We start from the raw sequence: 14,103 nt of genomic DNA, 5'->3' as shown, positions 1-14,103 counted from the left end.
ATATGAAACTAATTATTGGATTAGGCAATCCTGGTGAAAATTATGAAAACACAAGACATAACATTGGTTTTATGGTTGTAGACAGTTTAGTAAAAAAATTAGAATTGGAAAATTCTTGAAAAGAAAAATTTAAAGGAGAATTTGTTAAAGGTGATGATTTTATTATTGCAAAGCCTTTAACATATATGAATTTAAGTGGTGATTTTGTTCAACAAATTGTACAGTTTTTCAAGATTTCCATAAATGATATTATTATTGTTTATGATGATATGGATCATGCAATTGGCAAAGCTGTTGTTAAAACAACCGGTTCAGCTGGTGGACATAATGGTATGGCTGATATAATCAATAAATTAAACACAAAAGACCTAAAAAGATTAAAAATAGGGATAGGTAGACCCACTTATAATACAAAAGATTTTGTTTTAGGTAAAATTCCCGAAGCTGATCAAGAAACATTTAATAAAACAATAGATAGAAGTGTTGAGTTTTTAGAAACATTTTTATTTAATGATATTCGTTTTGCTATTACACAATTTAATACACAGACAGATTAAATATGGAAGAAACTTTACTTTTAGCAGTTAGTGGTGGTCCTGATAGCATGTTTATGCTAGATAGGTATAAAAAACGTAATATTGTTGTTGCTTTTGTTAATTATAATAAGAGAAGTGATTCTTGAAAAGATGAAATGATTGTTACTGATTTTTGTAAAAAATATAACATACCCATGCATATTTTTAGTGTTGCAGATGATTTTGAATATGAAGGAAATTTTCAAGATATTGCAAGAGAACAAAGATATGCTTTTTTCAAAGATATATATGACCAATATAATTGTTCAAAATTACTTATAGCTCATCACAAAGATGATTGATTAGAAACAGCAATTATGCAAAAAACATCAAATAGGCACGTTCTTTATTACGGTATAAAACAAAGAAACTTACTTAATGGAATGAATATTTATCGTCCTTTTATTCATAGATATTGAAAAGATGAAATAGAACAAAAATTAAAAGATAAAAATATTAAATATGCAATAGATTACACTAATGCATTAAATGTTTATACAAGAAATAAGATTAGAAACAAATTAAAATTATTAACAAAGGATGAAAAACAAAAAATGATAGAAATTTTTCGTTTTTCTAACAAAAAATTCACTTATATTAATAAAGTAGTAGAAAAAGAAATAGAGTTTTGAAGAGAACAAGAATTTAGTTGTGAAGAAAAAGTACTTTTAAAAATAAGATATCCACAATATGTTTTATTTTATTTATTACATGATAATTTCAAAGATATTAAAATTTCATGAAATAAACTTTCTTCAATATGAATGTTTATTATTTCACAAACCAATAGAACAAGTAAATATTTATTAAAAAATGACACTTATTTGTATAAAAAGAAGCATAAACTTATTTTAAATTAATAAAAAAACCAACTATAATTTAAAATATTATTAATATAAAACAAAAAAAGGAGGTTTTATGAAAAATAATAAAGACAATGATAACAATAAAAAACCAAATTCATTTTGAAATTCTAAAGCAACAAAGTGAATGATTACATTTATTATTATTGCAATAATTATCGCAATTATTTTAGTTATTGTTTTTGTAAGAAAAGATTACACTGAGAAAAAAGATATTTATTTCTTACAACAACAAGTGTTAAGAGCTGCAAATGATGTGACCGATAACATTTACATAACTAAATTTATTGATGATGGTTATACAGGGCGTTTTGCTATAACAATGGTTGATGGTAGTACAACAAACAGTTTTTATGTTTATGCAATGCCATGACAAAAAGAAGAATTTTATAAATCAGTTTCATATTTATCAAAGGATACTGATTTAATAAAAGCAGCATTAATATCACAAACTGGAGACAATGGAGTTTTAGAAGGTGTTCAATCTCCAAGTAACAATGCAAGTTCATGAATAAGAATGATTCCATCTGCTATAGTTACTCTTATTATGATTATCTTTTTCTTCTTTATTTTCAAAAGTTCAGGACAAATTTCTGGAATTACTCAATCTAAGAGTCAAGCAATTAGAGTTGAATCAAAAGTAAAATTCTCAGATATTGCTGGAAATGAAGAAGCTAAAGAAGAAGTAATGGAGCTTGTAGATTATTTAAAAAACCCTAAAAAATATTCTGCAGCAGGGGCTAGAATTCCTAAAGGTATTTTACTTGGAGGTCCTCCAGGTACAGGAAAAACACTATTAGCGAAGGCGACAGCTGGAGAAGCTAAAGTTCCATTCTTATTTATATCTGCATCAAGTTTTGTTGAATTATTTGTTGGTATGGGTGCTAAAAGAGTTAGAGAAATGTTTAGAGAAGCTCGTAAATCAGCACCAGCAATTATATTTATTGATGAATTAGATGCTGTGGGAAGAAGTCGTGGAGCTGGTATTGGTGGTGGAAATGATGAAAGAGAACAAACACTTAACCAATTACTTGTTGAAATGGATGGTATTACTGAAAATAGTGGAATTTTAATAATGGCTGCTACAAACAGAACCGATGTTTTAGATCCTGCTTTATTAAGACCGGGACGTTTCGATAGAACTATAACAGTTGGATTACCTGATGTAAAAGAAAGAGAAGCTATTTTAAAACTTCATGCAAGAGGTAAAAGAATTGATAAAGCAATTAATTTTGCTCAAGTAGCAAAAAGAACACCAGGATTTAGTGGTGCTCAACTAGAAAACGTTGTTAATGAAGCATCATTGTTAAGTGTTAGAGAAAAAACTGGTGTTATTACTATAGAACAAATAGATGAAGCCATTGACAGAGTAATGAGTGGTCCTGCTAAAAAATCTAGAACTATTTCTAAAGAAGAAAATATTGCGGTGGCTTACCATGAAGCAGGTCACGCAGTTGTAGGAATCAAGATTAAAGGTGGAAATAAAGTTCAAAAAATCACCATTATTCCTCGTGGAAATGCTGGTGGATATAATTTAATGATGCCTGAAGAAGAAAAATACAATCGTTCTAAGAAAGATCTTTTAGCTATAATTACTTCATTTATGGGAGGAAGAGCTGCAGAAAGATTAATTTATGGTGAAGATAATATTTCTACAGGAGCTAGTGATGATATTTCTAAAGCAACTCAAATAGCCAGAAGAATGGTTACTGAATGAGGAATGAGTGAACTTGGTCCAATAAAATATGAAGAAGATTCATCAAACCCATTTTTAGGAAGAGATTATGCTAAAAATGCATCATTTAGTTCAAAAGTAGGACAAGAAATTGATTTAGCTGTTAGAAAAATTATTATGGAAGCAGATAAAAAAGCTCAAGAAATTCTTGAACAAAACCGTGAATTATTAGAATTAATTAAAGAGGCTCTTGTAATTAAAGAAACAATAGTTGCAGAAGAAATTGAATACATTTCAACACACATGCAATTACCTCCACAAGTTCTTGATGATAAACAAAAATATGGTGGTAGTGAAGAAACAAAAGAATTAGATTTTGACTCATTAATAAACGAAGTTAAAACAGAAAATTCAATACAACCACAAGAAGAGTCTAAAGAAAATTTAGAAGTTTCAGATAATGAAGAAAACTAAGATTTACAATATACAAAAAATGACGCGCTTGCGTCATTTTCTATTTTTTAGAGCGCTTTTTTCTGAAAATTATTCAAGAAAATAAAGAAACAATACCTAATCCTAATGGAAATAAAAAGAATAAATAATTTTTGTTTGAACTTTCTTTTTTGTTTATTTTTTCTTTATCATTTTTTAAATTAATTTTATTTTTTAAGTTTTTATCAGTTTCTAAGCCTTTGTCTTTTTTATTTTTGTTATTTGATGATTCATTGTGAGTTTTAGTATTTGAAGAATCATCTTTTTTTGTGTTATTAGTTGTTGAATCAGAATTAACATTTTGATTATTTGATTTTCCTAGTTCTGATGAATCACTATTATCTTCATTATTTGTGTTTGTTTCTGTGCCTTTTTCTGTATTATCTACACCACTCGAAGAATTATCATTATTTTTAGGATCTGCTGGTGTTTCTAAATCACTTTCATTTTCATTTGTTGATCCTGCTTCTTTTGAAAAAGAATCACCACCATTTTCAAGACCTGTAATTTCTGAATCACTTTCTTTTTCACTAGTTGAATTTGCTTCTTCTGATGAAGTATCGCTACCGTTTTCGGAATCTTTGGTTTTTGATGAATCTTCGCTATCATTCTTATTTTCTGAAGAATCTTCATTGTTTTTTGTATTTGCTGTTGAATCAGAGCTTTCTTCACTATCTTGTGAATTTTCGTTTTCGATTGATGTATTATTTGAATTTTCTGTTTCTGATGATTCAATATTTTCATTAGATTCTTTGGTTGTTTCTTCAGTAGGTGTTTTATCATTTGATTCTTCTGTTTGATTATTATCTTGACTGTTTGAATCATTTTTTTCTTTTTCTATCATTTGATCTTTTGCATTTTTATCATTTTTAGCTGATTGAATATATTCGTAGATTTTATCAATTGAATTTTCGTATCATGATACATTTTTTTGTTCATTTTCTACCAAAGAATTTATCTGTGAATTTAATCTATTTTTTATTTCTAAATACTCAGGTTTTTTAATTTTTGCTAAAAAAGTTTCAACATCAGAAAGAGCATTTTGATATCTTTTTTTAGCATTTTGAATTAATATATCTCTATTAGTGATGAAACCTTGAATTATTTGATTTTTTACGTTTCTAAATTCATTATTAACATCACTGATTGTATATGTTATTTTAATATTTCCTTTGTCATCATCACCAACTAAAGAGATGGTAGAAATTTTGTATTTTGAATTTTCGGAATTTTTAATTAAATTTTTGCTTGTGATTTGTGATGGTAATTTGTTGGTTTTATTTCTTGTAGATACTGAAAAATAGAAACTATTATTATAATTATCAAATTCTTGTTTTCTTTGTTGTTTTTCGTAGTTTTGTTGTGCCTTATTTTTTTCATCTTCTAAGGTATTTAAAAAACTTTGTAAAGAGTTTTTACTGTTTTGAATTGATGAAACATTAGCATTTTCAGAGTTAACAATATTGTTATGAGTTTCGATAAGGTTTTTCATTTTTTCTATTAAGTTTTGATAAACATTATTTTTATTTTTAAGAATATTTATTTGTTGTTGTCAATTATCTTTTATTAAATTAAAATCTTTTCTAGCTTCCTGAATCCTTACTAATTCTTTTTGTTTTTCAATAAATTCATTAGTTTCCACTGTTAATTCTGTATTTTTTTGGTTATATGTTTTTTGTGGAAATCAATTATAATCTGGAGTTAATTTATAAGTTTTTACTTGAATTTTTTGTAAATGTTTTAAATTAGCATCAGGTAAATTAATAACAATTTTATTAGAATTAAAATTACTACTTGTTAAATATTTAATTTTTTGATTATTGATAGTTATTTCAATATTTAAATTACGATATGCACTTGGATTATCGTTGGTTATTAATGTTATTTTTTTATCTCCCTCATAAATGGGTTCAAATTTTAAATTTTCAACATTATCACCCAAAACACCATTTTCTAAAAGATAATCAGTGTAATTAAAATTAGTTCTATAAATAGATTGTACTAATGATGGACCTGGAAAGTCGCTAAATACTAACCCAAGTGTTGTTAAATTATTGTGACTATTAATGTAATTTACTACATTTTGATTAACTTCAGGAGATGATGTATCTGGTCTACGTCCACTTGCATATGAAGTAAAATTCACAAATAATCTTCCATCTCAGTATTGTTTACTGCTTGATTTTTCAAAATGTTGTGTAATATATTTTACTTTTTCTTCACTAGAATTTATTCCATCATATCTATCTTGTGTTGTTTCATTTGCTACTATAGTTCTATATCTAAAACCACCAACGTTATCGGTATTTATTTTATGGTGCAAATGGTTTAAAACAATAATTTTTCCACGATATTGTCCAATATTAAAACCTTTTGTACGAGCAATTTCATTTACATCCTTACCTTCTGGATTATAAACATAATTTCTGTATTTGCTGTGTACCACTTTTTTATATTCTTCATTTGCTTGTTTTGCATAATAAGATTTATCCACATTAAAATTTTCATCTTTAATTCTTACAACAAGAAATTCAGTGGGGTGTTTTTTAAGAAAATCAGCATAAAATCTAAAAGCATCATCTAAGGTTTGATAAGAAGGAATAACCCCATGAACTAACCGGCCATCATTTTGCATTCTTAAATCAAATGCTCTAATTCCTATTTTTAATTGGTCTTCAAAATTAAAGTGTTGTGTTGTAGCTAAGAGCGAACCACCAAATGTGTATAAAAATCCATATCCGTTATACATAGTTGAATCGTGTGTACCAGGTAAACTCAAAGAAGATAAAGGTCTTGTATCAGGTAATTCTTTCATTCGATCAGTAGCTAAATAATTATTTGCAATTACTCTTGTATTTGTTACTGTTGCAAGATTAGGTTTTTTGTATACTGTTTTATCTATATTTGAATTATAAGTTGCTGCGGCAAGCGAAAAAACCGGCAATACAGCAAGCGGCAATAATAATAATTTTTTGTGCATAAAACCTCAATCTTGTTTATAAAAAGTAATTTTTACCTTAAATAAGGTATATTAAACTACATTATATATGGAATTCTTAAAAAACATAATTATTTTAAAATATATGCACTTTCAAAAATATTAAAAATAGATGATTAAAAATTGCTCTTTTACAGGTAAAAATTTGAGTTGGAATCTGTGTTATAATTTAGAAACAAAAGGAGATATATGGCTAAAAATAAATTAATAGTTTGAACGGTGTTAGGAACAACTGCGTTGATTACATCTGCTGCTATAACTGCCGGTGCGGTTATAGGTATAAATAAAAATGCACCTATGAAATTAGTATTAAGAGGATTGGAAAATACTGAAAATAAAAGTAATTTTTATAGTGGACAAAAAGTAAAATTTAAGCTTTTAACACCAAAAAACAAAGAATTTGATTATTTATTAGTAAATAATAAAAAAACAAGTGTAAAAATTGAAAATAATTTATTCGTTTTAGAATTGCAGCCTCAAACAAGAATAATAGAGGTTAAATATAAAGATGGTGATCAAAAAACTTATTCTATTACGTTACCAAAAAATATTCAAGTATTAACTGAAAATATAAATATTGATAGCGTCATTGAAAATACTCAAGTTGAATTTTTAATAAATAATTTAGAAAACACTGTAATTAAGGATTTACTGTTAAATGATGTGAGTATAAAAGATAGCATTAGTGACAGTAAATTTTTAATAACAATTAAGGAAGATAGTGTTTTAAAATTAGTAACTGAATCTACTGATAACAATGAAAATAAAGATACAAATTCAGATTCAAACACAGATTCAGAAACTGATAATGATTCTTCAACAACTGATAATAATGGCGAATCATTAACTGATACAAATAATGTAGATGCTGATGGTAATTCAGAAGAAAATAAAGAAAATACTGGAGATTCAAATACCGAAAACACTTCAGATTCAGATTCAAACACAAATATTGAAGAAAAAGTAAAAAAATCAACAATAAATTTAGAAGGTTTTGTTGAAAATACTCAAGAAGTTAATCAAAATGAAGCAATAACTTTACATTTAAATATACCTGAAAATAATCATTTATTAACACTTACAGTTAATGGAGAAGATAATAAAAATTCAATTATAAATAACACATTTACATTTACACCAGATAAAGAGAATTATGATATTGTTGCTACATATGAAGTTAATACATATTCATTAAATCTTCAAAGTCAAGAATTGTCAGTGAATGGTGATTTAGATTTAACCAAAATATCTTATGGAACTAGTGTTTCAGTAAATATTAGTGTGCCTAATAACAAAAAAATAGCAAAATTATTACTTAATGGTTCTGATAGAAGACACAGCGTAAATAATAATGTTTATACATTTGAAATAACAAATAATACTGATATAAGTGTTGAATTTAAAGAAATATCATCTCAAAAGCAATATTATTCATTGACACTAGGAGAGAATTTAGTTGTTTCAGATGATATAAATAAAGACCGCGTTGAAGGCACACAGTCAGTAAGAATTTTTATAAATATTCCTTCAGGAAAAGAAATTAAAAGTTTATTAGTTAATGATGTAAATCAATTAGAAAATATGAATGAAGATAAAACATTTATTGATTTAAATTTAACTAAAAATACTAATGTTAGTGTTACATTTAGAAGTTCAAATCAAAATAAAGGCTCAGCAATGATTATTTCATCTCAAAATCAACATTTTGAAATAAATAATCAAGTTAAAGATTTTTATTCTTTAAATGCAGGAGATAAAATTTTAGTTAAAATTGTTAATATTCCTGAAGGTAAAGAAGTTAAAACAATATTATTTAATAATCAAGATATTACTTCACGGGTACAAGGAAATTATTTTAGCGTTGTTGCTACTAATAATTACCCACAATTATCAATTGAACTTCAAGATAAAACTCCGGTTGTTATAAACACAGTTGAACTTGAAAAAACAATTAACTTAGCGGATGAAAAGAAAAAATCATCAACATATATTTATGAAAATAGACAAGAAATAAAAGATAAATTTGATGAAATTTTAGCAGAAGCTAAAAAAGTTTTAGCCAATCCGGAAAATCAAGATAAAGTAGATGAAAATGTTTGAAATTTACAAGATATTATGGATGAATTAAATGGTCAATTCTCTGAAAAATCTATTGATTTAAAAAACATTGAAACTATTGAATTACTTAAAGTTTCAAGCACACATGAAACAGAAAAAATCAATGCACTTACTGAACAAATTATTGATTTTACTGATTATAAAGCAAGAATAATATCAGATAATAAAGAATTTATTTTGCCAATTAAAGCAGCAGAAGAAGAAAATCAAAGTTATATTATTTCAGTTGATTTAGATAAAATAGTTTACTTTAATAAAGATAATGATGCAATTCAAAAATTAACTTTTGCAGTGGATAAAATATCTCATAATGATAATGAAATTACTGATTTTAACACTTTAATTACTAAATTAAATAATGCAACTGATAATCAAGAAATTATAATTGGTGCAGATTTAGATGCAACTGATACAACAAGTAATTCATATGTAACAAAAACTTTTAAAGGTGTTTTAAAAAGTTCTAATGGAAGAATATTTGCAATTAATGGACTTAAAAAACCCTTATTTAGTAAAATAGAAAACGCAAAAATTGAAAATATTAACATTTTAAATGCAAACGTTACTTCAAACTCAACATCAGGAATTTTAGCATCTGAGGTTGTAGATTCATCAGTAAAAAATACGAAAATAACAGGTCAATTAAAATATCAACAAAATGGAATAAATACAGAAAAAATTGGTGGTGTTTTTGGAACTGTACTGGGTCTTACATTTACGCATAACACAATTGATGTTACATTAGATATTTCTGCAAATGACACAGATTCACAATATTATGGAATATTGTCTTCACAAATTAGCGGATACAATCACTCAATTGATATTTCTAATAATTACATAAAAGGGAATATTCAATTAGATAGAAATCATTCAAGTTCTAAAATTGGTAAATTAGTTGGAAATGTTTCAAATGTAGAAATTCAAAAAACTATTGTAGATGTTCAAAGTGGTTCATATAATTTAATATTTGGTCAAACTTACAATAATTCAGCACAAATTTCAGCAAGTTTTACTACATTAGATAATCAACCTAACGAATTGCAAAAAATTGAAAAAAGTGAATTAACACAAAAATTATTAGAGCTAGGAATTTTAGTGGAAACTCAACAAAAAAACGATTTTGCTCATGTTAATTTTGCATTAGTTCAAGATTATGATTCAAAAAGAGAAATAGCATATGATAACGTAGCTAAATTAATTCCATTTTATGATAGAAATACAATAGTTTCTTATGGAAACAAAATAAGTACTTCTGATGTCTTATATCAAAAACGTATTTCATCTCTAATGCCTTTAGATGATAATAATAATTTTGTTGGTAATTTATATAATAAAGATGAAATCAAAAAAATATTTATTACTTTTGAAGATAACACAAGCACAACATTTACATTATCATCTCCGGTAGAATTTGAAAATAGCCATATTTTTGAATATTCATTTAATAATTTAATTTATACACCATATCAATTTTTAAATAAAAATTCTGATTTAATTAATGAACTAAAATCTGAATTTAAACAACTACAACTAAATTCACAAGAATTTATTAATCACGTAAAAATGAATGAATATGTTCAAAAATTAAGAGATAAAAATAATAATCAAAGCATAAATTTAGATATGAATTGATTATATTTAAATGACACATTTAAACATGTTCAAGATAATATAGATAATTATTTAGAATCAATTCTTGCAAATTATAAGGTAGCAAATTATAATGATTTAAAAATTAAAGAAGTAGTTAAAAAAGAAATATTAGATAACAAAGTACAAATAATGTTAGGGCTTTCATATTTAGAAAGACTTTATAACATAAAATTTGGTCATTATAATATAAAAAATATTTTGATGTTTAATCCTGCATTTTACAATAATGATATAAATAATATAGAATTTATAAAATCAATAGGTAATTTATCATTTGAAGATTTATTATTAGAAAATAACTATTCAACTTTTACTAAAATATTTAACACATTAAATAAACACTCAAAAGATGCAAATAAAGATTTATATTCATTTTTAGAATTAAATAATTCAATATTTAACAACAAAACTATGTCAGAATGACTAAAAGAATCATCAAATGCATTTATATATGAACTTTCATCAGAAAAAAATAACGTTGATGTTTCTTTATATAATAGACTAAAAAATAAATCAACCGCAAGATCATATATACTACCTCTTCTAAATGTAAAAGAAGATAACATTTATGTAATTTCTACTTTTGCAACAATATACTTTGGTGGATATGGAAGAAATATTGATGAAACTATTGCAAAAGACTCTCCTGAATACAAAACTAAATTACAAGAAACCAAAAATAAAGTAAAACTTTTTGCAAATAAATTTAAAAACTTCTTAGAATTAATGTATTCAGTTTCAAATGACGAAGGTAAAAGAGAAATGCAAAATACTATTACTGAAATTTTTGATGGTTATTGAATAGTTTCAAAAAATGGTCCTGATTATAAACAATCTTCTGATAATCGCCGTAGATGAGCTGATAGATTTGATGAAAACTACTCACCAATTAAAGATTTCTTTGGACCAATTGGTAAATATTATCCACAATCACCTAAAAAAGATGGAGCATATGCTAACCAAAACACAAAAATAATAAGATTTGATAGTGCTGATGTTTTAAGTATTGAGGGAGCTTCAACATTAACTCACGAATTAACTCATGCTTATGATAAAAAAACTTGATTACAAAATCACAATTATAGACCAGGTCAAGGACCTGAAGCATATGCCTTAGGATTCTTTGAATCAGCAACAAGTAATAACACTCCTTACTATAGCTTTAATTTCATTGCTAATTTAAATGGTGAAGTAACTACAAATAACTCAATTGATAGATTCAAATCAAAAGAAGATTTTAAATCATACTTACATAATTTATTTGATGTAACTTATTTAATTGAAGGACTTGAAGCGGAAGTTATTTCAAATAGAACTAATGAAGAAAAATCTCAAATACTTGAAAAACTAGTTCTTGAAAAAGACGATGCATCAAAATGAGATAAAAATTCTAAACACATTTATTTTTATACTGATAAAGATATACAAAAAGGGTATGTACATGGTGTAGATAAAGTTGAACAATTATCTGAAGAAGAATTATCAAAATTGACATCATTAGATGCTTTAATTGATAATAATGTTATATCTAAATCTGAAAACTTTGCATGAACAAGAGATTCAGAAACAAAACAAAAAACAGCACAAAGAACAAATAATTTAAATTATTATTTTGTTTCACTATATAACCCTATTTTTGCAGCATATGCAAATGATTCAGGAACTTCAGGTGGATTAATGTTTAGAAAAACAGCATTTGAGTTACTTGCTGAATACGGTTGAGATAATGGGTTTATAAAATATGCAACTGATTCACTTGCTCAAAATGCAACAAATAATGAAAAATTATCTGATACATATGTATTTTCACAAATATTTAATGGTCAATACAATTCATATGCAGAATTTAAAAAAACAATGTATAAACAACGTCTAGCTAAACAAAACACAATAAAAGAAATTACTGTAAGATACAACAATAGAGATTATTTAATAAGAAATGGAGATGACATTAAACAATTATTAAAGCAAACATATGATGATAATTTTAATGATATAAAATTAAATCCACAAAAAGTATATTTCAATCAACTTCAACTAAAAGAACAAATAATTAAAAAATTCAATGAAAAAACAAATAATTTTAGAGAATCAATTTTCAAATAAAAATTACAAAATCAGCATTTTATAGTGCTGATTTTTAATTAAAAATCAGGACAAGAATTCGTGTCCTGATTAAAGAGTAATTTTTTTATTTAAAAAATATATTTCACCAGCAATTGTTTTTGTGCTGCGGTTTAATTTAATATTTTTAACAAATACCAAAAACTCATCATTTTTAAATCTTCAAAGATGTAAAAGATATTCTTGATTTTCTTTTGTATATACTGAATAAATGTATAGTAAATAATATTTCACAAATACATATTTAACTAAAATTTTTTTAACAAGTATCACAGCTGTCATAATACTTGGAATTACTCAGTGCATTATATAGTTATAAGGTTTGTTTGTTTTAACAATATTTTCTTCAAGTGGAGCTAAAAAACCAAAAACTGCAATTGTAAATAACAAATATAAAAATGGAATTAATAAAAATGTTCAACTTAAGACAATACATGCTTTATATAAAACTTTTGATTTATATAAATTTGTTTCTATAGTACTATTATTTAATTTTTTTGTTTTGAATAATTCTTCTTGTTTTGTGTATTTTGAATAATTATCAATAATTTTTTCTAGTGATTGATAATTATTTATTTCACTGATTAATTTGTCGTATTCATATCATCCAATTAACAACTTCACATAAAAAGCAAGAAATTTATTATGTTTTTTATGATAAAGTTTTTGAATATAATACATCTCTAATGTTCTTTTATATTTAGTCAATTTTAGTATTTTATAACAAAATCACAGTAACAATACTAAAAATGGAGTCATTGCAGTTGAAAATGGTGTTTCAACAAAAGCGGGCTCAAAATATAAAATTATTCACATAGAAAAAATACCAACTCATAAAATTGGCATGATTATACGGTAGTAAAGTAATGTGCGTTTAACTGATTTCATGTTAATAAAATTATAATAAATAAAATTATATTTTTTTCTTTTTATAATTTATGTATGGAAAAAATATATAGAGGCATTGTAATAAATAAACAACTGTATGCTGATGCAGATGAAATAGTAACAATATTAACACCTTCTAAAAAAATAACTTTTTTAGCAAAAGGAACACAAAAACCATTATCAAAAAATAGAGTTGCTTTACAACTTTTAAATCTTATAGAAGTAGAAATTTTTGAAGCTAGACTTGCAACAAAAGTATCTAAACTTAAAAAAGCCAACACACTAATTTTTTTTAATTTAGATACTGACAAAAGAGTGGTTATAAATCTTTTAAAACTATTAAATGCTGTAAAAGAAAATTTTTATTTAGTGACGGATACTTGTTTTCATTTGTTTAATTTATTTGGCCATGGTAATGACTACAAAATATTTTTATATATTTTAAATCAGTCACTACATTGTTTTGGAATTTATCCCAACTATAAAGGGTGTGTAGTTTGCCAAAGAAAAGATAACATAATAGATTTTGAGTTTTATCAAGGTGGATATTTATGTTTTAAACACTCAAATAAAACAAAAGAAATAGAATATTTAAAGTCGGTTTATTTTTTAAACAAAGATTTTGATGATTATCAAGCAAATTTTAACAAATCTTATATCAGACAAATATTTGAAGAACTTTGAAACTTTTTAGAAGAAAACACTTATATTTAA

The 14,103-nt window shown here is 25.1% G+C and carries 7 protein-coding genes; 5 read left to right on the top strand and 2 right to left on the bottom strand.

The genetic code is table 4. The annotated features are described in order from the left end of the window. Positions 1-2 precede the first annotated feature (2 nt). From pth to ftsH, 3 genes are read left to right on the top strand one after another with little or no spacing between them, the layout of a single operon-like run. Positions 3-557 (top strand): aminoacyl-tRNA hydrolase, encoded by a 555-nt coding sequence (pth, locus tag N8G13_RS00725; protein WP_262289038.1) that lies wholly within the window; start codon positions 3-5, stop codon positions 555-557. Between the two features lie 2 nt (positions 558-559). Beyond that, on the top strand, positions 560-1,435 hold the full coding sequence (gene tilS, locus N8G13_RS00720) for a tRNA lysidine(34) synthetase TilS (RefSeq protein ID WP_262289037.1): 876 nt from the start codon (positions 560-562) through the stop codon (positions 1,433-1,435). A 58-nt stretch (positions 1,436-1,493) separates the two neighbouring features. After that, the gene (ftsH, locus tag N8G13_RS00715; RefSeq protein ID WP_262289036.1) at positions 1,494-3,587 is read left to right on the top strand and encodes an ATP-dependent zinc metalloprotease FtsH; all 2,094 of its coding nucleotides are present in this window, start codon (positions 1,494-1,496) and stop codon (positions 3,585-3,587) included. A 40-nt stretch (positions 3,588-3,627) separates the two neighbouring features. On the opposite strand, the gene N8G13_RS00710 is transcribed toward ftsH, so the two are convergent. After that, positions 3,628-6,585: a hypothetical protein gene (locus tag N8G13_RS00710; RefSeq protein ID WP_262289035.1), complete on the bottom strand. Its 2,958-nt coding sequence runs from the start codon at positions 6,583-6,585 to the stop codon at positions 3,628-3,630. A gap of 207 nt (positions 6,586-6,792) precedes the next feature. Here N8G13_RS00710 and N8G13_RS00705 point away from each other — a divergent pair, with 207 nt between their 5' ends. Then, the gene (locus N8G13_RS00705; RefSeq protein ID WP_262289034.1) at positions 6,793-12,483 is read left to right on the top strand and encodes a ZmpA/ZmpB/ZmpC family metallo-endopeptidase; all 5,691 of its coding nucleotides are present in this window, start codon (positions 6,793-6,795) and stop codon (positions 12,481-12,483) included. A gap of 69 nt (positions 12,484-12,552) precedes the next feature. On the opposite strand, the gene N8G13_RS00700 is transcribed toward N8G13_RS00705, so the two are convergent. Then, entirely contained in the window at positions 12,553-13,317 is a 765-nt protein-coding gene (locus tag N8G13_RS00700; RefSeq protein ID WP_262289033.1) for a hypothetical protein, read from the bottom strand. Positions 13,318-13,443: 126 nt separating this feature from the next. Between N8G13_RS00700 and recO the strand changes: the two genes are divergently transcribed. Next, on the top strand, positions 13,444-14,103 hold the full coding sequence (gene recO / locus N8G13_RS00695; RefSeq protein ID WP_262289032.1) for a DNA repair protein RecO: 660 nt from the start codon (positions 13,444-13,446) through the stop codon (positions 14,101-14,103).

This window comes from Mycoplasma zalophi (assembly GCF_025486335.1).
Classification (GTDB): Bacteria; Bacillota_I; Bacilli_A; order Mycoplasmatales; family Metamycoplasmataceae; genus Metamycoplasma; species Metamycoplasma zalophi.
The sequence above is the reverse complement of the archived record's forward strand: the minus strand, read 5'-3'. Positions and strand labels throughout refer to the sequence as shown.